Source organism: Burkholderia sp. AU38729 (genome assembly GCF_020419725.1).
In the GTDB taxonomy this organism is placed as follows: Bacteria; Pseudomonadota; Gammaproteobacteria; order Burkholderiales; family Burkholderiaceae; genus Burkholderia.
This window is the reverse complement of sequence record NZ_JAIZQO010000002.1, coordinates 502,567-526,086: the sequence shown is the minus strand read 5'-3', so window position 1 is coordinate 526,086 and position 23,520 is coordinate 502,567. Positions and strand designations below refer to the sequence as shown.

Below are 23,520 nucleotides of genomic sequence, written 5' to 3'. Positions count from 1 at the left end.
GCCCGGACGGCCGCCGCGCGTTCATCGATGCCCCCGCCGGCAAGGCGTCGGGGCAGGTTGCGGCGCATCCTTACCTGGAGAAGCTCGCATGGCAATCGATTCCCGGGTCGTCCGACGCGTGGCCGCGGCCAGCGTGATCGGCGCGACCGTCGAGTGGTACGACTTTTTCCTGTACGGCGTGGTCGCCGGCATCGTGTTCGACAAGCAGTACTTTCCGGCCGGCGACGCGTTCGTGTCGACGATGCTCGCGTATGCGACGTTCGCGGTCGGCTTCATCACGCGCCCGCTCGGCGGCTTGCTGTTCGGCCATCTCGGCGACCGCGTCGGGCGCAAGTCCGCGCTGATCCTGACGATGCTGATCATGGGCGTGTCGACGGCCGGCGTCGCGTTCCTGCCGACTTATGCGCAGATCGGCATGTGGGCGCCGGTGCTGCTGCTGACGCTGCGCGTGCTGCAGGGCATCGGCCTCGGCGGCGAGTGGGGCGGCGCGGTGCTGATGGCGTACGAGTACGCGCCGCCCCACCGGCGCGGGCTGTATGCGAGCCTGCCGCAGATCGGGCTCGCGATCGGGCTGTGCCTCGCGGCCGGCGTGGTCGCGGCGCTGTCGCGTGCGCTGCCGGATGCCGCCTTTCTCGCGTGGGGCTGGCGCGTCGCGTTCGCGGCGTCGCTGCTGCTGGTCGCGGTCGGCTTCTACATCCGCACCCGCGTGGCCGATACGCCCGAGTTCGTCGCGCTCAAGCGCCAGCGGCGCGCGACGAAGCTGCCGGTCGTCGAGTTGCTCGCCAACTATCGTCGGGCGATCCTGCTCGGGATGGGCGCGCGCTATATCGACGGCGTGTTCTTCAACGTGTTCGCGGTGTTCTCGATCGGCTACATGACGCGCAACCTGTCGATCTCGCGCGGCGACGCGCTGCTCGGCGTGATGAGCGCGGCGGTCGTGATGTGCGTGTTCATCCCGGTGTTCGGCGGGCTGTCCGACCGGCTCGGCCGCGCACGCGTGTACCGGTGGGGCGCGACGCTGTGCGGGCTGTCGGTGCTGCCCGCGTTCTGGCTGTTGCAGACGCAGTCGACCCACCTGCTCGCCGTGTGGCTCGCGCTGGTGATCCCGTTCGGGATCTTCTACGCGATGGCGTACGGGCCGGAGGCCGCGCTGTTCGCGGAGCTGTTCGACGCGAACGTGCGTTACACGGGCATCTCGTTCGTCTACCAGGTGTCGGGCATCTTCGCGAGCGGGCTCACGCCGATCGTCGCGACCGCGCTGCTGCGCGTGAACGGCGGGGCGCCGTGGCTCGTCGGGGTTTACGTGATGTTGTCTGCACTCCTGTCGATCGTGTCCGCGCGGGCGATCGAGAAGCGCGGCGGCGTGGACGGCGTCGCGGTGCGCGCGATGTGACGGCGGGTGGGGTGGGGGGCCGGGTCGTATCGGCGGTGCGGTCGTCGGTCGGTGCCGTGCCCATACCCGAGTCCACGGCCACCGCCACGGCCACGCCGACGCCCATGCCTATGCCTATGCCGTGCCTCTGACCCTTGCCGTCAGCCGGTCGTCCGATGCTGCCGGCTGTTCGGTCTCCCGGTGGTGTCAGGCCCACGCTGTGCACCCCTGCCGATTGCGACCCACACCGTCTGCCCGCTGTTGCTCGCCATCCGGCGTCCCGGTCGCTCGGCGGCGTCGCGCCCGCGCCGCTGATCCTTTTTGACCGTCATGGTCCCCCTCTCGCCCGCTGCCGCACGCCGTTCGCCGCCCCCGTGCTGGTCCAAGCGAATCCGGCCCACTGGCCCTACCTGCGACAAATCGGCCTGCCTACACTTTCCTCGACAGATCGCCGCATTGAAGCATCTGCACACGATCGACCCGAAGAGAACGATCAGGAGACAGGCATGACCAACAGGCAGTCGGCAGCATTCGCCCGTGCGGCGAGCGCGCGCCCCGCATCAGTCAGTCGAATCGCCTCATGCGCCCGTTGCGGCGCGGCAGGCCAGCCCGCGTCGGAGGTCTGAGCATGTCGACCCCTTCCATCGAACGCACCGCGAGCAGCTTCGCCGGCGGCCGGCCGAACGATACGCGTTACGACCCGACCTACGATCCGCTCGTGTCGCCGGGGCCCGGGTGCGGCAGGCAGTACGCGCCGACCTACTGGGTCGCGACGGCCGGCACCCCGCCGCCCGACGACGGCCCCGTGACGCGCGATCTCGATGTCGACGTCGCGATCATCGGCGCCGGCTACACGGGCCTCGCGACCGCGCTGTGCCTCGCGCGGGACCACGGCATCAAGGCCGTCGTGCTGGAAGCCAACCGCACGAGCTGGGGCTGCAGCAGCCGCAACGGCGGGCAGGGGCAGAACGCATCGGGCAGGCTGTCGCGCTCGCAGTGGATCGAGCGCTGGGGCAAGGACGTCGCGCTGAAGATGCACGACGAGATTCTCGAAGGCTTCGAGCACTTCAAGTCGCTCGTCGCGGAAATCGACTGCGACCCGCAGCCGGGCGGCCATTTCCTGATCGCGCATCGTCCGCGCATCATGGCCAAGCTCGCGGCCGAGGCGAAGGTGTGGAAGGACGTGTTCGGCTATCCGTCCGAGCTGCTGAGCGCGGAAACCTTCCGCCGCGAATTCATCAACGACCACGAAGCGGCCGGCGCGCTGCACGAGCCGGAAGGCATCGGCATCCACGCGCTGAAGCTCGCGTTCGGCTATCTGCGCCTCGCGCGCGAAGCCGGCGCGAAGGTGCATACGAGCAGCCCGGTGCTCGGCTTCGAGACGATCGACGGCGTGCATCACCTGCGCACGCCCGGCGGCGTCGTGCGGGCCCGGGCGGTGGGCATCGCAACCGGCGCGTACACCGCGCAGACGCTGCATCCGTCGCTGCGCAGCAAGGTGATGCCGATCCTGTCGAACTCGATGGTCACGCGCCCGCTCACCGACGCGGAGATCGACGCATGCAATTTCCGCACGACACAGGTGCTGACCGATACGCGCACGCTGCGTTTCTATTACCGCTTCCTGCCCGATCGCCGCTTGCAGATCGGCAGCCGCAGCGCGATCACCGGTGACGATGCGCCGAACCCGCGTCACTTCGAATTGCTGAAGGAAGGGATGGCGCGCAAGTTTCCCGCGCTGCGCGGCGTGGAGATCGACTACTCGTGGTGGGGCTGGGTCGACGTGAGCCACGACATGATGCCGCGCGTGTGCCAGCCCGACCCGCGGCAGTCGGTGTACTACGCGCTCGGCTACGGCGGCAACGGCGTGTCGTACTCGCAGCAGGCCGGCCGCCGGCTGGCCGAGCAGATCGCGGGGAAGGGCGCCCGCCAGACGCTGCCGATCTTCACGTCCCCGCTGCCTGGCCACCCGTTCGCGCCGTTCCGGCGCCTCGGGCAACGGATGCTCTACCTGTCTTACTTCAGGAACGACGAAAAGCCCTGAACGTAGTGCATATCGCCCGGCGTGACACAACGCGCGCCGGGTTGTCGAACACAATAAAAGCAATAGAAATCCGTGCGGCCGGGGCGGCAGGCGCCCCTGCACGCGCCGTCGCCGGCGGCGCCCGCGCTCACCCGATGGTGGCGAGCGGGCGGCGTCCGGACAACTGGATATGGAGAAGACATGCAACCCTCGAATCAGAGTGACCTGAAGTGTGGGCTCAAGCAGCGCCACATGACGATGATCGCGCTTGGCGGCGTGATCGGTGCCGGGCTGTTCGTCGGCAGCGGCGTGGTGATTCAGCAGACCGGGCCGGCCGCGATCCTGTCGTTCCTGATCACGGGCGGGCTCGTCGTGCTCGTGATGCGCATGCTCGGCGAGATGGCATGCGCGATGCCGGCCGTCGGTTCGTTCTACGAATACGCGCGGCTCGCGTTCGGCAACTGGCGCGGGCCCGGCAAGATGGCGGGCTTCCTGACCGGCTGGATGTACTGGTATTTCTGGGTGATCGTCGTCGCGCTCGAAGCGGTGGCGGGCGCCAAGCTGATCCAGTTCTGGTTGCCGGATACGCCCGCGTGGATCATCAGCCTCGCGCTGCTGGTCGTGCTGACGCTCACGAACCTGATCTCGGTCGGCAGCTACGGCGAGTTCGAGTTCTGGTTCTCGTCGATCAAGGTCGGCGCGATCATCGTGTTCCTGTTCCTCGGCGGCCTCTACGTGCTCGGCCTGTGGCCCGCGTCGATGCACACGACGTCGGTGCTGCCGACGCTGCTCGGCCACGGCGGCTTCATGCCGCTCGGCATCGGGCCGGTGATGAGCGGGGCGGTCGCGGCGACCGGCTTCTACTTCGGCGCCGAGATCGTCACGATCGCGGCGGCCGAGGCGAAGGAACCGGCGAAAGCGGTTGCGAAGGCCACCAATTCGGTGATCACGCGCGTGCTGGTGTTCTACGTCGGCTCGGTGGCGCTCGTCGTCGCGCTGGTGCCGTGGAATTCGCATCAGATGGCCACGCCGTACGTGAGCGCGCTCGAAGTGATGGGCCTGCCCGCTGCCGCCAACGTGATGAATGCGATCGTGCTGACGGCGGTGCTGTCCGCGCTCAACTCGGGCCTCTATGCGGCGTCGCGGATGCTGTTCGCGCTGACCCGCCACGGCGACGCGCCGGCCGCGCTCGCGAAGGTCAACAAGCGCGGCGTGCCGGTGCGCGCGATCCTGCTCGGCACGGTGTTCGGTTACGTGTCGGTGGTGATGTCGTACGTGTCGCCCGATACCGTGTTCGCGTTCCTCGTCAATTCGTACGGCACCGTCGCGCTGTTCGTGTACGTGCTGATCGCGTTCTCGCAACTGCGCCTGCGCAAGCGCCTCGACCCGGTGGCCGCCAGCAAGCTGCGCGTCAAGATGTGGGCGTATCCGTACCTCACCTGGGTCGCGATCATCGGCATGGTCGGCATCCTCGTCGCGATGGCGTTCATCCCCGATCAGCGCAAGCCGCTGTGGCTCGGTGTCGCCAGCCTCGGCGTGCTGGTCGTCGCCTACGGGCTCACGCGCCGCAGCCGCCGCGAGCCTCTCGACGACAGCGAACTGCTCGCCTATCCGCCGCGGTGATGCACGGTAATGCGCGGTAACGCCTGACGCCGAAGGCCCGGCCCGCGTGCCGGGCCTTCGTGCATGCGGATGCCGGCCCGAGCCGATTGATCGCCGGGGCAACTATCGGGACGACCGATAGCATCGATCAGAGGATGCGACTTTATGTCGGCCGCGTGCCGGCATAGCATGGATGAACCGATTCACGGGTGCGCCCCGCCGGGCGCGCCCTCATCCGCGAATCCGCGAACGAGGACAGACGATGGAACATCGGGCACGCGAGCGGGACGAGCAGGCCGAGATCAAGACGACGACGTGCTACATGTGCGCGTGCCGCTGCGGCATCCGCGTGCACCTGCGCGACGGCGAGGTGCGCTATATCGACGGCAATCCCGCGCATCCGCTGAACCAGGGCGTCATCTGCGCGAAAGGTTCGTCGGGAATCATGAAGCAGTATTCGCCCGCGCGGCTCACGCAGCCGCTGATGCGCAAGCCGGGCGCCGAGCGCGGCGATGCGCAGTTCGAGCCGGTGTCGTGGGACGTCGCGTTCGACGTGCTCGAAAAGCGTCTCGCGCACCTGCGCGCCACCGACCCGAAGCGCTTCGCGCTGTTCACCGGCCGCGACCAGATGCAGGCGCTCACCGGCCTGTTCGCGAAACAGTTCGGTACGCCGAACTATGCGGCGCATGGCGGGTTCTGCTCGGCGAACATGGCGGCCGGGATGATCTACACGATCGGCGGCTCGTTCTGGGAATTTGGCGGCCCCGATCTCGACAACGCGAAGCTGTTCTTCATGATCGGCACCGCCGAGGACCACCATTCGAATCCGCTGAAGATCGCGCTCGGCAAGTTCAAGCGCGCGGGCGGGCGCTTCATCGCGATCAATCCGGTGCGCACCGGCTACGCGGCGATTGCCGACGAATGGATTCCGATTCGCCCCGGCACCGATGGCGCGCTGTTCATGGCGCTGATGCACGAGCTGATCGCGCGCGACGCGTTCGACCACGAATTCGTGTCGCGCTTCACGAACGCGGCGGAGCTGGTCGACCAGCGCGACGGCGCCGACACGTTCGGGCTGTTCGTGCGCGACGCCGGCGCGCCGGAGGTCAACGCGCTGTATCCGCAGAACCGGATGTGGTGGGACACGAAGACGAACCGCGCGGTGCTGCATCACACGGAAGGCGCCGAGCCTGCACTCGACGGCCGCTATACGCTCGACGACGGCACGCCCGTCGCGCCGTCGTTCACGCTGCTGCGCGAACAGGTGGCCGATTGCACGCCCGAATGGGCGGCCGACATCACCGGCATCGCGGCCGACACGATCCGCCGCCTGGCGCGCGAGATGGAGACGGTCGCGCGCGACCACGCGATCGTGCTGCCGGTGCGCTGGACGGATTCGTGGGGCAAGGAACACGAATCGGTGAAGGGCGTGCCGATCGCGTTCCATGCGATGCGCGGGCTCGCCGCGCATTCGAACGGCTTCCAGACGATCCGCGCGCTTGCCGTGCTGATGTCGCTGCTCGGCACGATCGACCGGCCGGGCGGCTTCCGGCACAAGGCGCCGTATCCGCGCGCGGTGCCGCCATCGGCGAAACCGCCGAACGACCCGGCGCAGATCAAGCCGAACACGCCGCTCGCCACCGGCCCGCTCGGCTGGCCCGCCGGCCCCGAGGATCTGTTCGTCCATCCGGACGGCACGCCCGCACGGCTCGACAAGGCGTTCTCGTGGGAATACCCGCTCGCGGTGCACGGGCTCATGCATTCGGTGATCACCAATGCGTGGCGCGGCGATCCCTATCCGATCGACACGCTGCTGATCTTCATGGCCAACATGGCGTGGAATTCGTCGATGAACACGACGGAAGTACGCAAGATGCTGGTCGACAAGCGCGACGACGGCGAATACCGGATCCCGTTCCTCGTCGTGTGCGATGCGTTCGCGTCGGAGATGACGGCGTTCGCCGACCTGATCCTGCCCGACACGACCTACCTCGAGCGGCACGACGTGATGTCGGTGCTCGACCGGCCGATCTCCGAATTCGACGGACCGGTCGACTCGGTGCGCGTGCCCGTGGTGCCGCCGACCGGCGAGTGCAAGCCGTTCCAGGAGGTGCTGATCGAGCTCGCGAGCCGGCTGAAGTTTCCGGCCTTCACGACCGCGGACGGGCAGCGCAAGTATCGCGACTATCCGGATTTCGTCATCAACTTCCAGACCACGCCCGATTCCGGCACCGGCTTCCTGATCGGCTGGCGCGGCAAGGTCGGCGACAAGGCCGTCGTCGGCGAACCGAACCCCGACCAGTGGAAGCGCTACGCGGAAAACAACTGCGTGTACCACCACCGGCTGCCGGAGCCGCTGCAGTACATGCGCAACTGCAACGGCCCGTACATGCAGTGGGCGGTCGACAACGGGATGCGCAAGTTCGGTGTGCCAATCGTGATCCAGCTCTACTCGGACGTGATGCAGAAGTTCCGGCTCGCCGCGCAGGGCCGCACGTCGGGCCGCCAGCCGCCCGACCATCTGCGCGAGCGCATCGCGCGCTATTTCGATCCGCTGCCGTTCTGGCATCGCTCGCTCGAAAGCGGGCTGACCGATGCGGGCCGCTATCCGCTCGCGGCGATCACGCAGCGGCCGATGGCGATGTACCACTCGTGGGATTCGCAGAACGCATGGCTGCGCCAGATCCACGGCGAGAACCACCTGTTCGTGAACCCGGTCACGGCCGCCGCGCAGCAGATCGACGACGGCGCATGGATCTACGTCGAATCGCCGTGGGGCAAGGTGCGTTGCCGCGCGCGCTACAGCGAGGCGGTCGAGCCCGGCACCGTGTGGACCTGGAACGCGATCGGCAAGGCGGCCGGTGCGTGGAACCTCGGGCCGCAGGCGGGCGAGTCGCAGCGCGGCTTCCTGTTGAACCACGTGATCACCGACGAGTTGCCGGATGCGGCGCGCGGCGGCGCGCGGATGTCGAACTCCGATCCGGTGACGGGGCAGGCCGGCTGGTACGACGTGCAGGTGCGGATCTATCCGGCCGAAGCCGATGCGGCCACGACCTTGCCGCAGTTCGCGCCGATGCCGGCGCTGCCGGGCACGCCGCGCGTGCTGCAGCGCGTGCAGGCGTATTTCGCGGGAACCGGCGCATTCGCCGCGCGGCTGCGGCGTGCAGCGTCCGCCGGCCCGAAGTCTGAAGATCGCTGATCGAAGGAGCACCACCATGACCCAGATGGCCCTCGTCATCGACCTGAACGTGTGCGTCGGCTGCCATGCCTGCGTGACGAGCTGCAAGGAATGGAACACGTCGGGCGAAGCCGGCAGTCTCGCGGATATGCGCCCGTATGACGACGATCCGTCCGGCACGTTCTTCAACCGCGTGCAGACGTACGAAGCGGGCGTGTTTCCGATGACCGACACGATTCATTTCCCGAAGTCGTGCCTGCATTGCGAGGATCCGCCATGCGTGCCGGTATGCCCGACCGGCGCGAGCTACAAGCGCAAGTCGGACGGGATCGTGCTGGTCGACTACGACAAGTGCATCGGCTGCAAGTACTGCGCGTGGGCGTGCCCGTACGGCGCGCGCGAACTCGACGAAGGCCGCAAGGAGATGACGAAGTGCACGCTGTGCGCGGACCGCATCGACAACGAAGCGCTGCCCGAACGCGACCGCAAGCCGGCCTGTGTGCTCGCGTGCCCGACGTCGGCGCGGCTGTTCGGCGACGTGCACGATCCGGAGTCGGACGTGTCGCGCGCGATCCGCGAACGCGGCGGCTATCAGCTGATGCCGGAATGGGGCACGCGGCCGTCGAACCACTACCTGCCGCGCGTGAAGACCGAAGCATCGTGCGTGTGCGGGAGTAGCGGCGGGTGCGGCAGTGCATCGAACGGCATCGGCGAAGACGATTCATTCGAGGCCCGCGCGACACGCGGCGACATCGATCTCGTGTCGCTCGCGACGCAGCGCTGAGCGCAAAGCCCTTCACTCATACGAAAAAAACGGAGTCCCCATGCGCCCAGCTTTTTCGGTCGTTTTCCTCACCACCCTGTGCGGTGCCGCACAGGGCCTGTTGCTGACGCTCGTGATCGTCGAGGCACTGGCGCGCGCGGCAGGCGTCGATATTGCCGCGTCGTTCTACGTGACGGGCGCCGCGCTGTCGGTCGGGCTCGGCGCACTCGGCCTGCTGGCGTCGTTCTTCCATCTCGGCCACCCCGAACGCGCTTGGCGTGCGATCGCGATGTGGCGCACGTCGTGGCTGTCACGCGAATGCATCGCGCTGCCGGTGTTTCTCGCGTGCGCGTTCGCCTATGGCGCGGCGCACCTGTTCGGCTGGCCGGGCACGTTGCTGATCGGCGCGGTGGGCGCGCTCGCGAGCGTTGCGCTGTTCGTGTGCACCGCGATGATCTACGCGTGCTTGCGCTTCCTGCAGGAATGGGCGAGCCCGCTGACGCTCGTGAACTTCGTGCTGCTCGGCTGCGCGTCGGGCTGCACGCTGGCGACGGCGTGCGCCGCGTGGCTCGCGCCGTCGCTGGTTGGCCGGCTCGCCGTGGCCGCCTGCGTGCTGACGCTCGCGGGCGGCGTGGCGCGGCTCGCGTCGCTCGCACGCAATGCGCGGCTGCGGCCGAAGTCGACCGTGCAGAGCGCGACCGGGATCCGCAGCGACAAGGTCGAGCAGAAATCGCGCGGCTTCACGGCCAGCGCATTCAATACGCGGGAATTCTTTCATGGGCAGGGCAACGGCACGCTGCGCGCGGTGAAGGCCGGCTTCCTGATCGGCGCATTCGCGGTGCCGTTCGTGCTGACCGGCGCGGGTGCGCTCGCGCCGACGTCGGTCGCGGCCGCCGTCGCGCTCGGCGCGGCGTTCGTGATCCAGTACGCGGGGCTGGTCGCGGAACGCTGGTTCTTCTTCGCGGATGCGCGCCATCCGCAGAACCTCTACTACCAGCGCGCGTCATGACGTTGCGCGTGCGCCGCCACGCGGTGCGGGAACTAGAACGTGTCCGCGAGCGCGCGCGCCGCTTCCTGCAAACGCGGCACGTGGTCGAGCAGGCGCGACAGCGGTGCGCGCGACACGGGCGCATGCACGGCGACCGCGGCGATGCACGCGCCGTCGTCGCCGACGATCGGCGCCGCGATGCACACGATGCCCGCGACGAATTCCTCGTTGTCGATCGCGACGCCCTTGTGCGCGGTACGGTCGAGTTCGGCTTCGAGCAGTTCGGGGTCGGAGATCGTGTTCGGCGTGTAGCGCGGCAGCGCCAGTGCGCGCACCAGCGCGGCGCGTTCGTCGCGCGGCAACAGCGCGAGCAGCAGCTTGCCGCTGGCACTGCAGTGCGCGGGCACGCGCGAGCCGGGTTGCAGGTCGAGCCGCAGCGGCCAGTCGGCTTCGACGCGGTCGAGATAGACGACTTCCGTGTCGTGCAGCGCGGTGAGGTTGCAGGTTTCGCCGAGATCGGCGACGAGCCGTTCGAGGATCGCGTGGCGCAGCCGGCGCGCGCCCGCATGCAGCAGCACGCCGGTGCCGAGCCGCGCGAGGCGTGGGCCGATCGCATACGCGTTCTTGCGGCCCGGCTCGCGGATCACGAGGCCGCCGGCTTCGAGCGACGCGAGCATCCGGTGCAGCGACGCCTTCGGGAGATCGACTTCACGCACGAGATCGGCGAGCGACACGGCATCGCCGGCCTGGACGAGATGTTCGAGCAGCGCGAAGGCGCGCAGCGTGGGCGTATCCGCGGGCAGCATGGCAGGCATTCCGGAAACTGGATGGCGGCCATTGTACCGAACGGCCCGGCAGGCCGGCCGCGTCGGACGGTGGGCGCGGCAACCCGGCACGCATTTTCAGCGATGGAACGATTCGTTCAGTAAACAAGACCGGCGCCGGCGCGAAGATCGACGCCCGCGCGGACAGCAACGACAGCAACGACAGGAGCGCAACGCAATGGATGGGGTGGCGAACAAGCCGGACTGCATGGTGTCGGTCCGCGAACGGTTCGGGTTCGATTCGGACCTGATGGTGCCCGCGTTCAGCGCGCGCGACGATCACGTACCCGATATCGACGACGCATACCGCTTCAACTCGGACGTCACGCTCGCGATCCTCGCGGGCTTCGCGCGCAACCGCCGCGTGCTCGTGCAGGGGATGCACGGCACCGGCAAGTCGACGCATATCGAGCAGGTCGCGGCGCGGCTGAACTGGCCGTGCGTGCGCGTGAACCTCGACGGCCACATCAGCCGGCTCGATCTGGTGGGCAAGGATGCGATCGTCGTGCGCGACGACGTGCAGGTGACCGAATTCCAGGAAGGGATCGTGCCGTGGGCATTGCAGCGGCCGGTCGCGCTGATTTTCGATGAATACGACGCGGGGCGGCCCGACGTGATGTTCGTGATCCAGCGGATTCTGGAGCGCGACGGCAAGTTCACGCTGCTCGACCAGAACCGCGTGATTCATCCGCATCCGTCGTTCAGGCTGTTCGCGACCGCGAACACGGTCGGGCTCGGCAACCTGAACGGGCTCTACCACGGCACGCAGATGCTCAACCACGCGCAGATGGACCGCTGGAACGTGGTCGCGACGCTCGACTACCTGCCGCGCGACGAGGAGATCGGCATCGTGCGGGCGCGCGTGCCGGAACTCGCGGACGAAGCCGGCCGCCCGCTGCTCGAATCGATGGTGAGCCTCGCGGAGCTGACGCGCAACGGCTTCGCGACCGGCGACCTGTCGACGCTGATGTCGCCGCGCACGGTGATCAACTGGGCCGAGAACTGCCAGATCTTCCGCGATCCGGCGCTCGCGTTCCGGCTCACGTTCCTGAACAAGTGCGACGACGCGGAGCGGCCGGTCGTCGCCGAGTATTACCAGCGCTGTTTCGGCGAGGAACTGGCGGTTGCGTCGCGTGCCGGCGGCGGCGAGCCGGGAGCCGGGCGGTGAGCGCCGATCGCGATGCCGCGCGCCGCGCGTCGGCGCGCGAAGCGCTGGGTGCGTCGACGGTACGCGCGCTGACGCGTGACGCGGCGCTGCATTACCGGGCGGGCCGCGTGTGCCGCGACCTGCGGCCGTTGCCGATCCATGCGCCGCACCTGCGCGCGCAGGCCGCCGACGACGATCTCGCGTCATGGCGCGGCGCGGCCGACGGCGCCGCATTGCGCATCCTGCATTCCGATGCGGACCTGCATCGCGCGCTGTCCGGCGACGATCCGGTCGAACGCGTGCTGTTCGACATGCTCGAGCAACTGCGCTGCGAGTCGCTCGCGCCGCCTGCCATGCGGGGTGTCGTGCAGAACCTGCGTCATCGCTTCGAGACCTGGTCGCGTGCGTTTCACCGGTCGGGGCAGGCCGATACGCATGTCGGGATTCTCGTGTACACCGTCGCGCAGATCGCATGGTCGCGGCTGACGGGCTGGCCCGTGCTCGAAGAGACGGAAGACCTGATCGAAGCGTCGCGCGCGGCGATCGTGCCCGAGATCGGCGTGCAGCTTGCCGGGCTCAAGCGGTGCCGGCACGATCAGCGCGCCTTCGCGGAACACGCGCTGGCGCTCGCGAAATGCATTGCGGCGATGATCCGCGATGCGCGTGCAGCCGTCGTGGAAACGGAGACGGAAGACGCACGCGAGCAGGACGACGCACTGACGAATTTCTCGCTGTGGGTCGATTTCGACGAGACGGGCATCGATATGCCGGCGCTCGTGGAGACGGGCGACAGCGTCGTGCTGCAGGGCGGCGACGCCGTCTATCGTGCGTACACGACACGCTACGACCGCGAGCTTCGACCGGCCGCGCAGATCCGCACGGCACTGCTGCGCGAGTATCGCGACCGGCTCGACGGCCAGGTCGCCGCGCAGCGGATCAACGTCACGCGGCTCGCCCGCGTGCTGCGCGCGGCGCTCGTCGTGCCGCAGGCCGACGGCTGGTCGTTCGGCGAGGAGCACGGCCGGCTCGACGGCCGCCGGCTCGCGCAACTCGTCAGCTCGCCGGCCGAACGTCGGTTGTTCCGGCTCGAACGCGTGCGGCCGCATGCCGACTGCGCGCTCGCGTTCCTGATCGACTGCTCGGGGTCGATGAAGACGTGGATCGACGGCGTCGCGCTGATGGTCGACACGCTGGCCCGCGCGGGCGATGCCGCCGGTCTGGCAACCGAAGTGCTGGGCTTCACGACGCTCGCCTGGAACGGCGGGCGCGCGCGGCAGGACTGGCTCGCGCGCGGCAAGCCGCGTCATCCGGGCCGGCTCAACGAAACCGGCCACCTGGTGTTCAAGGACGCGGATACCCGCTGGCGGCATGCGCGCACGGGCATTGCCGCGTTGTTCAAGGCCGATCTGTTCCGCGAAGGTGTGGACGGCGAAGCGGTCGAATGGGCATGCGCGCGGCTCGCGGCGCGGCCGGAAGCACGCAAGATCCTCGTCGTGATCTCCGACGGCAGCCCGATGGACGGCGCAACGGCGCTCGCGAACGATCCGTTCTACCTCGACAACCATCTGAAGCAGGTCGTTGCGCGCCAGGAGTCGGCGGGCCGCGTCGAAGTGCTCGGATTGGGCGTCGGGCTCGATCTTGGCCCGTACTACCGGCACCGGCTGGCGATCGATCTTGCGTCGGCGCCCGACATGAAGCGGCTCGTCGAAATCGCCGGATGGATCGGCGCGCGGCGGTGACGCGGGTGACTGTATTCGATGCGGACGCGGCAACTGAGTACGCGTCGTGTCCGAATCGATCGCCGGGAACCGGGCGGTTCGACGTGGCACACGCCGCGCGACATCAAGCGCGATGCAGCAGCGGCGGCAGCGACGTCGCGATCAGCCCGATACCGATCGCCATCAGCACGCCGAACGCAAGGCGGCGCAGCGCGACCGGCGACAGCGGCGGCGGGTACTGGCGGGCGGCCACCGTCGTCAGCATCACGACCGGCGTCGCGATCGCGGCCAGCAGCCAGATGTCGCGATCGAGCTGGCCTTCGCATGCGCTGTACAGCACGCGCGTGGCCGAAGTCGTCGTGAACAGCACGATCAGCGCGCAGCGGATCTGCACGAGCGTCAGCGGCTGCCGGTAGAACTGGAAGATCAGCGGCGGCCCCGACACGCCGAACATCCCGCTCAGCAGCCCGCCGAACAGGCCGCTGACGAAGAAGCTGCGGTTGTCCGAGCGCTCGGTGAGCGGCGTCGGCCGCAGCGCGGCGCTCAGGCCGCCATACAGCACGACCGCGCCGAGGATCAGTTGCAGCAGGTCGGCCGCCGATCGGCTCAGGCATTCGAGCAGCAGCACGCCCGCGACGACCGACGGCAGGATGCCGAGCGTCGCCGCGCCGACCGCGCGCCAGTCGATGTGATGCAGCCGGCCGGGCAGCGCGGTCGCGCCGTTCGCGAGCGATACGACGCTCATCAGCGTCGCCACGGTTGCAAGCGGTGCGAGCCCGAAGCCGCTCGTCGCGCCCATCACGATCATCCCGAGCCCGAAGCCGGTGACGGTCTGGAAATAGCTGCCGGCGCCGATCACCGCGATCAGGATCGCCAGTTTGTCGGCGGTCATGCGTGCGCAGCCTCGCCGGTTGCGGCGCGCTGCGCGGCCGCCTGCGCCTGCACGGTGGTCGCCGCGATCACGTGGTACACGTCGTCGGCGCTGCAGCCGCGCGACAGGTCGTTCGCGGGCCGGCGCAGCCCCTGCAGCAGCGGGCCGACGGCCTTCGCGCGGCCGATCCGCTCGGCGAGCTTGTAGCCGATGTTGCCGGCTTCGAGGCTCGGGAACACGAGCACGTTCGCGTGGCCGCCCACCTGCGAATGCGCGATCTTGCGCTCGGCGATTTCCGCGACGATCGCCGCGTCGAGCTGCACGTCGCCGTCGATCGCGAGAGTGGGGCGCAGTGCGCGTACGTGCGCGGTCGCGGCCGTCACCTTGTCGACCGCCGCGTGATGCGCGCTGCCGCTCGTCGAGAACGACAGCATCGCCACGCGCGGCTCTTCGCCGAGCAGTGCGTGCGCGCTGTCGGCGGCGGCCATCGCGATCTCGGCGAGCTGACTGGCGTCCGGATCGACGACCAGCGCGCAGTCGGAGAAGATCAGCCCGCCCTTGATCGTGTGGAATGGTTCGCACAGCATCATCAGGAAGAAGCTCGACACGATCCGGAACGCCGGATCGACGCCGATCAGTTGGATTGCCGCGCGCACGACGTCGGCCGTCGCATGCACGGCGCCCGCGACCGAGCCGTCCGCGTCGCCGAGCCGCACCATCAGATTCGCGTGGCAGAGCGGGTCGAGCACCGCGTCGCGTGCGGCATCGGCCGTCATGCCCTTGCTCTTGCGCAGCGCGTGCAGCGTGTCGGCATAGGCATCGCGCTGCGTGACGGTGGCCGGATCGACGAGCGTCATGCCGTCGAGATCGATCGCGTCGCGTGCAGCCGCCGCGTGGATCGCCGCGCGGTTGCCGACGAGCACGATGCGGGCGATACCGTCGCGCGTCGCGCGCGCGGCGGCCTGCAGCACGCGCGGATCGTCGGCTTCGCACAGTGCGATGCGCATCGGCTGGCGGCGCGCGGCGTCGAGAATGCGGTCGAGAGCTTTCATCGTTCGCTCGGAGAAAAAGAAAAAACGGCCGGATGCGGCGGCCCGCACGGGGCACGGCGTCCGGCCGGAGGGCCGGCCGCGCGAGAGGGGCGCGCGGCCGGCAACGGGTTGCGTCGGCGACGCGGCGTTACACGTAGTCCTTGTACTTGTCGAGCATGCGCACCGGCTTCGACAGCGCGTCGCGACGGAACGGATCGCCGAGTTCGCGCGTGCACATGATCTCGATGATCGTCGTCTTGCCTTGGTTCATCTGCATGTCGATCGCGCGCTTGAGCGCCGGGCCGACATCCTCGAGGCGGTCGACCGTGATCCCTTCGGCGCCCATCGCCCGCGCGATCGCCGCGAAGCTCTGGTTGTCGAGTTCACCGGCGACGAAGCGGCGGTTGTAGAAGTCGACCTGGTTCTTCTTTTCCGCGCCCCACTGGCGGTTGTGGAACACGACGGCCGTCACCGGGATGTTGTGGCGCACGCAGGTCATCGTCTCCATCAGGCTCATGCCCCATGCGCCGTCGCCCGCATACGACACGGCCGGGCGGTGCGGCGCGGCGACCTTCGCGCCGATGATCGTCGGGAACGCATAGCCGCAGTTGCCCCAGCTCATCGCCGCGAAGAAGCTGCGCGGCTTGTTGAAGCGCAGGTAGCTGTTCGCGACCGAGTTGATGTTGCCGATGTCGGTCGACACCATCACGTCCTCGGGCATCGCCTTCTCGAGCTCGCGCAGCACCTGGCGCGGATGCAGGTACTGGCCGCCGCTGAACGGCTTCTCGTGCTTCTGCTCCTCGATCATGTCGAGGCTGTACGCGTCGCGCTCGTGCGTCCAGTCGTCGAGTTCCTTTTCCCACGCGGCCTTCTCGGTCGCGATCTGGTCGGCGCGATCGCCGCGCGAGCCGTCGCACGCGAGCGTGCGGCCTTCGAGGCGTTGCGTGAGCGCGACCGCCGCGGCTTTCGCGTCGCCGCAGATGCCGACCGAGATCTTCTTCACGAGGCCGAGCATCTTGTGATCGGCGTCGATCTGGATGATCTTCGCGTCCTTCGGCCAGTAGTCCATCCCGTGCTGCGGCAGCGTGCCGAACGGCCCGAGGCGCGAGCCGAGCGCGATCACGACGTCCGCGCGCGACAGCAGCTTCATCGCCGCCTTCGAGCCCTGGTAGCCGAGCGGGCCGCACCACAGCGGGTGGTTCGCCGGGAACGAGTCGTTGTGCAGGTAGCTGTTGACGACCGGTGCGCCGAGCCGTTCGGCGAGCGCCTTGCATTCCTCGATCGCATCGGCCATCACGACGCCGCCGCCCGAGATGATCACCGGGAACTTCGCCTGCGCGATCAGTGCCGCTGCGTCGTCCAGGCTCTGTTCGCCGCCGGCGCCGCGATCGAGCCGGCGCGGTTGCGGAATCTCGACCTTGACCTTGCCGTAGAAGTAGTCGCGCGGGATGTTCAGCTGGGTCGGGCCCATCTCGGCCTGCGCGCGGTCGAAGCAGCGCGCGGTGAATTCGGCCATCCGCGCCGGGTGCGTGACGTGGCCCTGGTATTTCGTGAACTCCTGGAACATCGGCAACTGGTTCGCTTCCTGGAAGCCGCCGAGGCCGATCCCCATCGTGCCGGCTTCCGGCGTGACGATCACGACCGGGCTATGCGCCCAGTACGCGGCCGCGATCGCCGTCACGCAGTTGCTGATGCCGGGGCCGTTCTGGCCGATCACGACGCCGTGGCGGCCCGATACGCGCGCATAGCCGTCGGCCATGTGGCCCGCGCCCTGTTCGTGCACGACCGGGATCAGGCGGATGCCGGCCGGCGCGAAGATGTCCATCGCATCCATGAACGCGGAGCCCATGATGCCGAACATGTCGGTCACGCCGTTGGCCGCGAGGGTCTCGACGAAGGCTTCGGACGGCGTCATGTCCTGCGGACCGTTCGCCGATGCACGCAGGGAAGTGGATTGTTCGCTCATGGGTTGTCTCCGATTGTTCAATTAACGGAACGTCTTGTTCCAGATGCTATTTGCCGGGGAAGGCCGGTCAAGTCATTCCGCCCGCTGCCGGGGAATGTGGAATGAAATGAATCGATTCGTTTCAAAATGCACGTGGGGCACGGTGGTCCGGCCGCTGCGCTCAGGCCGGCTGCTTCGGCCGTTCCTTGCGGAAGGCGCGCTTGACGGCGATCAGTCCGTCGCGGAATTCGAACAGGTCGCAGCCTTCGGCCTCGATACGCCAGCCTTCGGCGTGCGTGCCCGTGAACACCCATTCGGAGACGCCGCGCTCGCCGGCGACGGTGTGGCGGCCGTGACCCCAGTGCGCGTCGGGGAAGGTCTTGAACACGGCTTCGAACGCGGCGCGTACCGCGTCACGGCCGACGAAGCGCGTGCCGTGGATGTCGGGGCCGCCGGCCGCGTCGAACACGCAGTCCTCGGTCATGAAGCCCATCAACGCATTGGCGTCGTGCCGGTTGAAGGCGTCGGAAAATGCCGCGAGCGTGGCGGCCGTGACGGGGGCGGTGAGCGTATCTGCCATAACGTGTCTCCTGTCGAATGGTGAGCGGTGCGCAAGGCGCTGGCGCGCATGCGGCACGCGGTATCGACACGTTAGTGAGCGCTTGTTATTGGCGGTAGCGCCAGTGGGGGTGATTCGCTTGGGCCAGCGGGAGAAGCCGGGCCGGTGCGCCCGGCTACCGGCGCCCGGTGGCTGCCCGACGGCGGGTTCGTTGACGCGCATCGACAGAAATCACCGGTGCGGATCAATGGGCAAAAAGATCGGCCGCAGGGGAGTGTCACGAATCCGTCGCTGTTGCGCGATGAGTCACGGCGGGCGGGAACCGCACGGCAACAGCGCCGGCCGGCGAGGGATACATCGGAGGTCCGATGTATCCCCGTTGGTCAAGCGGGCATCAGGAAGCCGCCATCCCGATCCCGAACACATGCATCTTGCCGGCGCTCACCTGCCGCGGCAGCACGATGCTCGTCACCACCTTGCCAGGCGGTACCGGAATCTTCTGCGCGAAGATATAGGTCTTGACGTTGTCCTGCTGGCCGCTGCCCGAATTGCGGTAAGCCATCGTGACGGCGATCGCCGCGCTGGCGTGCGCGCTGCCGCCATTCAGCGTCCAGTCGTCGAACGCCAGCGTCACAGCCTGACTCGATCCATCCGCAAAATTCAGCTGCGCCGTGCCGCTGCTCGGGCCATTGTTGGCCGAGCCGAGCACCACCACGCCGGTGCCGGCCGATCCCGGGGGCAGCATCACGGTCTGGCCGACGGTCACAGTGTTGTCGAGCGAGAGCGGTCCGCCCGCCACCGCGACGCTCGCGCCGGCCACTGCGAACGGCTTGCCGGGCTGCACGCCCGCCGCTGCCAGCGCATTCAGCGAGTAGCTGAACAGGCTGCCGTCGAAGTCCGCGCCCTGGCCGTCGGCATTGGTCGCGCCGTCCGCGCTGAAGCCGCGATTGTTGTAGCTGTCGACCGCGTTGATCGCCACCGGCACGCCGAACGACGGCGGCTGCTTCCGGCTGCCCCATTGCGACGGCGCGCTGCCCATCGCGAAGTGCAGCGTCGCGCCGTTCGCGATGTCGTCGTAGGCGACCCACGGCACATCGTGCGCGCGACCGTTGATCGACAGCGACTGCACATAGCTGGACGCGGGCGCGCCCTCGGCGCGAATCCGCCACGTGCGGCCGTTGCCGAGCCGCACATCGATCTGCGGGAACTGCGGACTGCCGATCGCTAGGCCCGCGACGCCGGGGATCTGCGGATACAGGCCCAGCGCGCCCCACACATACCAGCCCGACACGGCGCCGAGGTCGTCGTTGCCCGGCAAGCCGTCGGGGCCGGTGCCGAACGCGCTGGCGAGGATCTGCTGCACCACGCGCTGCGTGCCCGACGGCTGTCCGGCCCAGTTGTAGAGCCACGGCACCTCGAAGGTCGGCTCGTTGCCCATGTAGAAGTTGGGCAGGCTCAGGCCCGCATTGAGCACCGTGAAGAACTGGTCGAGCCGCGACGTCACTGCCGCATTGCCGCCCAGCTGCGCGAACAGGCCGGCGCCGTTGTACGGCACCATCCACGTGTACTGCTCGGCATTGCCTTCCACATAGTTGTCGCCGCTGCTCGGCGTCTCGGGAATCCACGTGCCGTTCGACTGGCGCGCCGCGATCAGCGGCGGCGTCAGCGTGGTGTCGAGCAGGTTCTGCCAGTAAGCGGAGCGGCTCAGCAGCATGCGCTGCGTGGCGGTATCGCCGAGCGCGCCGGCGAAGCGCGAGATCGCGAAATCGCTGCTCGTGTATTCGAGCGTGGACGAAGCCTGTCCCCACTCGCCGCTGGTGATGTAGCCGGTCTGCAGGTAGCTCGCGCGACCGCCGTTGGTGGTCACGTTGTTGCAGGCCGTGCCGGGGATGTTCGCCATCTTCACCATGTGCTGCAGCGCGGACCGCGTATCGAAGCGCCGCGCGCCGAACGCATAGGCGTTCGAGACGATCAGCGAACCGGCGTCGCCCGGCATCACGCCGTCCTCGACGTTGTCGTTGACCCAGTGCGGAATCGCGCCGCATTGATCCGCGTCGTTGATCAGCGACTGGATCATGTCGCTGGTCTCGGACGGGTTGAGGATCGACTTCAGCTGGATCAGCGAGCGGTAGATGTCCCAACCCGAGAACGACGAATACTGGGCCTGCTGGCCCTTGGCGACCTGATGCACGGTGTTGTCGAAGCCGATGTACTGGCCGTTCACGTCACTGAAGATGCTCGGTGCCCAGAGCGCGTGATAGAGCGCCGTGTAGAACTTCTTCTTCGCGTCGAGCGTGCCGCCCGCCACGCGGATGCTATTGAGGCGGTCGTTCCAGATACGGTCGGCCTGTGTGCGGACACCCGCGAAGTCCCAGCCGCGATTTTCCGCGTCGAGGTTGGCTTTCGCGTTGGCGACGCTGACGTAGGACAGGCCGATCTTCATCCTGACCGTCTGGCCCGGGCGGAAACCCAGTTGGGCCACGCCGTGCGTAATCGACGCCGACGTAAAAGCCTGGTCGAAGGCGGCGTAGAAGTAGACGGGAACCGGCACCGAGTTGCCGCAGAAGCCACCGCCGATCGTGCTGCCGGAGATGGCGCTGTCGGAAACCTGCGTAACGGAGCCGGTGGTCGAGGTCTTGGTGTTGGTGCGGGTCGCGTCGAGTACCAGCAGCGCGGGTTTGCCGGCCGGGTACGCGAATTGGCCGAAGCCGGTGCGCAGCGTAGCGGTCAACTCCACCTTGATCTGCGAGTCGAGCAGCACGGAATAGTAGCCGGGCCTGGCCGTTTCGTTCGCATGACTGAAGGTTGGCGCGAGCTGCGTCGGGTCGGTGGTCGGCATGACCGGAAATTCGCCGTTGTTGCCGCTGCAGCCGGCGCCCGGCATGTGCGTCAGGCTGAAACCCTGGATCGAATGGATGTCGTAGTAGTAGCCGGCGGGCGAGTTCGGCTCCTGGCTGTTGCTCGGCGCCGGCGTGGTGTTGGTGTCGGGCGCCCACTGCACCATGCCCGACGGCAGGCCGGCGGCCGGTTCGACGCTGCCGGCCTGTCCCGCCGGCACCGGGTTCGGCGAATTGCTCGCGAGCGTGCCGATCAGCGGATCGACGTACTGCGTCAACGACAGGTTGCGGTTGTCATCGAGATTGGTCGTATCGGCCGCGGCATCCGACGGGCGTGCCGCCAATACCGACGCCGCGGTTCCGTCGCTGCCGTCACCGCCACCGCACCCGCTCAACGTGCACGCCGCGGCCAGGATTGCCGCGAGCGTCGTGAATCGAATCATGATCGCCCCTCCGGTTGTCCACGCACTTTTTTCTTTGGCAATCCAATCGATCGAACCGTTGCTGCGTCGTCGCTTGTTGCCGTCTTTCAGCGTCGTAACACTAGGATTTGGACGAATCCGTTGTCAATCGGATTTGGAGAGTTGTAATGTTTTTATTGGATTTACTAAACGAATCGAAACGCAATGAATTCAGGCGACGTCGTGTTGAAGTCGCACTGTATCGGCGTGTGGGAGCGAGTGGCGTAGGCGGAGTTCGATGAGGCAGCGGAACATCACCTGTTGGTCGACGCGATGCGTCTTGTGTTCACGTCTGCGGTTCATCGATACCCGACGAGGCGGTCAGCACGCATGTGGCCGTGAGTCACGCTGCAGGATGACTCACGGCCGACCGTTGAAGCGGTTTTTCGAGCTGCAGCGCGCGAAACATGCGGGCTTCGAGGTGACTCCGCCGCACCGGCGCACGACGCCTTTTCGCCGCCGGTCAGGCCCCCGGTCGTTGCGAACGCACGCATTGCGCGAGCGCCCGCACACCCGGCTCGATCCGCTCGAGCGGGATCGCGGAGAACCCCATCCGGAAGCAGCGCCGCGCGTCGCCTTCATCGTTCATGAAGAACACGCTGCCCGGCTCGATCAGGATGCGGGCTTCCTGTGCATCGGCGGCGAGGCGCGTCGCATCGAGCCACGGCGGCCCCTCGACCCAGCACGACGCGCCGCCCGTCACCGGCACGTAGCGCGCTTCCGGCAAGTGCGCATCGAGCGCGGCCATCAGCGCCTGCGAGCGCTCGCTGTACGCATGCGCGAGCCGGCGCAGCAGCGCGTCGTGATGGCCGAGCGCGAGAAAGGTCGCGAACGCGCGCTGGATATACGCAACCGGGTGGCGCACCATCAGCCGCCGCAGCGCGCGCAGTTCGCGGATCAGCTCGCGCGGCCCGACCACGTAGCCGAGCCGCAGCCCCGGCGCGAACGTCTTCGACAGGCTGCCGACGTAGATCACGCGGTCGGCCGTATCGAGGCTCTTCAGCGCCGGATGCGGCGTGCCGGAGAACGTGTTCTCGCTCTCGTAGTCGTCCTCGATGATCACGAAGTCATGCTGCTGCGCGCAATCGAGCAGTGCGCGGCGGCGTTCGACCGGCATCGTTGCAGTGGTCGGGCACTGGTGGCTCGGCGTCACGTACACGTAGTCGCAGCGCGAGAGCGTCGCGCCGAGCGCGTCGGGTGCGATCCCGTGGCCGTCGACGGGCAGCGGCAAGAGCCGTGCGTTGCGGTTCTCGAAGATGTTGCGCGCATCCGGATAGCCGGGGTTCTCGAAACCGACCGTCGTGTGCTTGCCGCACAGCAGGTCCGCGATCAGGTACAGCGCCTGCTGGCAGCCGTTCGTGACGACGATCTCGTCGGGCATCGCGAACACGCCGCGCCGCGGCAGCACGCGCGTGCGGATCTGCTGGATCAGCGATTCGTCGTCGCGTTCGATCAGGTCGGGCGCCCAGTTGCGGATCTCCATCACCGACAGCGCCTTCAGGCAGCATTCGCGCCAGTCGTTGGTCGGAAACAGCGACTGGTCGAACTGCCCGTAGATGAACGGATATTCGTAATGCTGCCAGTTCGCGGGTTTCACGATGTTGCGCTGCCTCGACGGCGGATACGCGATGCGCTTGTCCCATGCGGGGCGGCCGGTTGTTGCTTCGCTGCCGCCCGGCTGCTCAGTGGGCTTGGCGGCCGAGAAGCCGGGCACGCCCTCGAGCATCTTCGGGTTCACGAAGTGCCCGCTGCGTTCGCGCGAGATCAGGTAGCCCTCTTCGACGAGCATCTGGTACGCGAGCACGACGGTGTTGCGCGCGACGCCGAGCTGGTCGGCGAGCTCGCGGCTCGACGGCAGCGCGGCATCGGGCGCGAGCTGGCCGTCGAGGATCGCGGCCACGAGCATCCGCCGGATCTGGTCCTGCAGGCTCGACGCCGACGACCGCCGGAACTGCTGGGCCCATAAGGCGGTCGGGGTACGACTCGGCATGCTTCCTCCTGTGATCGGTACGGGAAACGCGAGGCGGTGCGCGTGGCGTGCGTGCGGCCCGCGAGGGGCGCGATGTCGCGAGAATACGCGCGCCGCGCCGCGGATGTGGACTCAATGAAAGGTGCCGTCTGGCACTACTGCGCGCCGACGTGGCAAGACGATACTCAAACCGTCGCCGCTGGACGATCCGGATTAGTCCCCGGTTCGCGGG

Annotated in this window: 15 protein-coding genes; 8 read left to right on the top strand and 7 right to left on the bottom strand. The window is 68.1% G+C overall.

What is annotated here, in order from left to right; all coding sequences use genetic code 11:
• The first annotated feature begins 88 nt into the window (after positions 1-88).
• The 6 genes from LGM56_RS07350 to LGM56_RS07325 all read left to right on the top strand — a co-directional run bounded on the left by LGM56_RS07350 (position 89) and on the right by LGM56_RS07325 (position 9,947).
• The gene (locus tag LGM56_RS07350) at positions 89-1,393 is read left to right on the top strand and encodes an MFS transporter (protein WP_089497268.1); all 1,305 of its coding nucleotides are present in this window, start codon (positions 89-91) and stop codon (positions 1,391-1,393) included.
• A gap of 607 nt (positions 1,394-2,000) precedes the next feature.
• Positions 2,001-3,416: an NAD(P)/FAD-dependent oxidoreductase gene (locus tag LGM56_RS07345; RefSeq protein WP_226203834.1), complete on the top strand. Its 1,416-nt coding sequence runs from the start codon at positions 2,001-2,003 to the stop codon at positions 3,414-3,416.
• A 180-nt stretch (positions 3,417-3,596) separates the two neighbouring features.
• Complete coding sequence (locus LGM56_RS07340; RefSeq protein WP_226203832.1) at positions 3,597-5,018, top strand: amino acid permease; 1,422 nt, start codon at positions 3,597-3,599, stop codon at positions 5,016-5,018.
• A 241-nt stretch (positions 5,019-5,259) separates the two neighbouring features.
• Complete coding sequence (locus LGM56_RS07335; RefSeq protein ID WP_226203830.1) at positions 5,260-8,196, top strand: molybdopterin oxidoreductase family protein; 2,937 nt, start codon at positions 5,260-5,262, stop codon at positions 8,194-8,196.
• A 16-nt stretch (positions 8,197-8,212) separates the two neighbouring features.
• Complete coding sequence (locus tag LGM56_RS07330; protein ID WP_226203828.1) at positions 8,213-8,959, top strand: 4Fe-4S dicluster domain-containing protein; 747 nt, start codon at positions 8,213-8,215, stop codon at positions 8,957-8,959.
• Between the two features lie 40 nt (positions 8,960-8,999).
• Entirely contained in the window at positions 9,000-9,947 is a 948-nt protein-coding gene (locus LGM56_RS07325; RefSeq protein ID WP_226203826.1) for a dimethyl sulfoxide reductase anchor subunit family protein, read from the top strand.
• 32 nt (positions 9,948-9,979) lie between these two features.
• Here LGM56_RS07325 and LGM56_RS07320 read toward each other — a convergent pair whose 3' ends face one another.
• Positions 9,980-10,732 carry an IclR family transcriptional regulator gene (locus LGM56_RS07320; RefSeq protein WP_226203823.1) on the bottom strand — a complete coding sequence of 251 codons (753 nt, stop codon included), beginning with the start codon at positions 10,730-10,732 and terminating at the stop codon, positions 9,980-9,982.
• Between the two features lie 196 nt (positions 10,733-10,928).
• Here LGM56_RS07320 and LGM56_RS07315 point away from each other — a divergent pair, with 196 nt between their 5' ends.
• Positions 10,929-11,918 carry an AAA family ATPase gene (locus LGM56_RS07315; RefSeq protein ID WP_226203821.1) on the top strand — a complete coding sequence of 330 codons (990 nt, stop codon included), beginning with the start codon at positions 10,929-10,931 and terminating at the stop codon, positions 11,916-11,918.
• A complete protein-coding gene (locus tag LGM56_RS07310; RefSeq protein ID WP_226203819.1) occupies positions 11,915-13,636 on the top strand; it encodes a cobaltochelatase CobT-related protein in 1,722 nt (573 codons plus the stop codon). Before LGM56_RS07315 ends, LGM56_RS07310 begins: the two co-directional genes overlap by 4 nt.
• 103 nt (positions 13,637-13,739) lie before the next feature.
• Here LGM56_RS07310 and LGM56_RS07305 read toward each other — a convergent pair whose 3' ends face one another.
• The 6 genes from LGM56_RS07305 to LGM56_RS07280 form a co-directional block, all read right to left on the bottom strand.
• Entirely contained in the window at positions 13,740-14,507 is a 768-nt protein-coding gene (locus LGM56_RS07305) for a sulfite exporter TauE/SafE family protein (RefSeq protein ID WP_089427825.1), read from the bottom strand.
• The gene (gene pta, locus LGM56_RS07300) at positions 14,504-15,538 is read right to left on the bottom strand and encodes a phosphate acetyltransferase (RefSeq protein WP_226203817.1); all 1,035 of its coding nucleotides are present in this window, start codon (positions 15,536-15,538) and stop codon (positions 14,504-14,506) included. Before pta ends, LGM56_RS07305 begins: the two co-directional genes overlap by 4 nt.
• Before the next feature lie 127 nt (positions 15,539-15,665).
• Positions 15,666-17,483, bottom strand: coding sequence for a sulfoacetaldehyde acetyltransferase (xsc, locus tag LGM56_RS07295; protein WP_226203815.1), 1,818 nt, complete (start codon positions 17,481-17,483; stop codon positions 15,666-15,668).
• A 160-nt stretch (positions 17,484-17,643) separates the two neighbouring features.
• Positions 17,644-18,042, bottom strand: a complete 399-nt coding sequence (locus LGM56_RS07290) for a nuclear transport factor 2 family protein (protein WP_089497258.1) — start codon at positions 18,040-18,042, stop codon at positions 17,644-17,646.
• A gap of 373 nt (positions 18,043-18,415) precedes the next feature.
• Positions 18,416-21,301, bottom strand: a complete 2,886-nt coding sequence (locus tag LGM56_RS07285) for a GH92 family glycosyl hydrolase (protein ID WP_226203813.1) — start codon at positions 21,299-21,301, stop codon at positions 18,416-18,418.
• Positions 21,302-21,782: 481 nt separating this feature from the next.
• On the bottom strand, positions 21,783-23,309 hold the full coding sequence (locus LGM56_RS07280; RefSeq protein ID WP_226203811.1) for a PLP-dependent aminotransferase family protein: 1,527 nt from the start codon (positions 23,307-23,309) through the stop codon (positions 21,783-21,785).
• Positions 23,310-23,520 lie beyond the last annotated feature (211 nt).

Bases quoted from the DNA above. Each gene is read 5' to 3' on its own strand.
- LGM56_RS07350 (WP_089497268.1), top strand. From the start codon at position 89: ATGGCAATCGATTCCCGGGTCGTCCGACGCGTGGCCGCGGCCAGCGTG.
- LGM56_RS07345 (WP_226203834.1), top strand. From the start codon at position 2,001: ATGTCGACCCCTTCCATCGAACGCACCGCGAGCAGCTTCGCCGGCGGC.
- LGM56_RS07340 (WP_226203832.1), top strand. From the start codon at position 3,597: ATGCAACCCTCGAATCAGAGTGACCTGAAGTGTGGGCTCAAGCAGCGC.
- LGM56_RS07335 (WP_226203830.1), top strand. From the start codon at position 5,260: ATGGAACATCGGGCACGCGAGCGGGACGAGCAGGCCGAGATCAAGACG.
- LGM56_RS07330 (WP_226203828.1), top strand. From the start codon at position 8,213: ATGACCCAGATGGCCCTCGTCATCGACCTGAACGTGTGCGTCGGCTGC.
- LGM56_RS07325 (WP_226203826.1), top strand. From the start codon at position 9,000: ATGCGCCCAGCTTTTTCGGTCGTTTTCCTCACCACCCTGTGCGGTGCC.
- LGM56_RS07320 (WP_226203823.1), bottom strand. From the start codon at position 10,732: ATGCTGCCCGCGGATACGCCCACGCTGCGCGCCTTCGCGCTGCTCGAA.
- LGM56_RS07315 (WP_226203821.1), top strand. From the start codon at position 10,929: ATGGATGGGGTGGCGAACAAGCCGGACTGCATGGTGTCGGTCCGCGAA.
- LGM56_RS07305 (WP_089427825.1), bottom strand. From the start codon at position 14,507: ATGACCGCCGACAAACTGGCGATCCTGATCGCGGTGATCGGCGCCGGC.
- pta (WP_226203817.1), bottom strand. From the start codon at position 15,538: ATGAAAGCTCTCGACCGCATTCTCGACGCCGCGCGCCGCCAGCCGATG.
- xsc (WP_226203815.1), bottom strand. From the start codon at position 17,483: ATGAGCGAACAATCCACTTCCCTGCGTGCATCGGCGAACGGTCCGCAG.
- LGM56_RS07290 (WP_089497258.1), bottom strand. From the start codon at position 18,042: ATGGCAGATACGCTCACCGCCCCCGTCACGGCCGCCACGCTCGCGGCA.
- LGM56_RS07285 (WP_226203813.1), bottom strand. From the start codon at position 21,301: ATGATTCGATTCACGACGCTCGCGGCAATCCTGGCCGCGGCGTGCACG.
- LGM56_RS07280 (WP_226203811.1), bottom strand. From the start codon at position 23,309: ATGCCGAGTCGTACCCCGACCGCCTTATGGGCCCAGCAGTTCCGGCGG.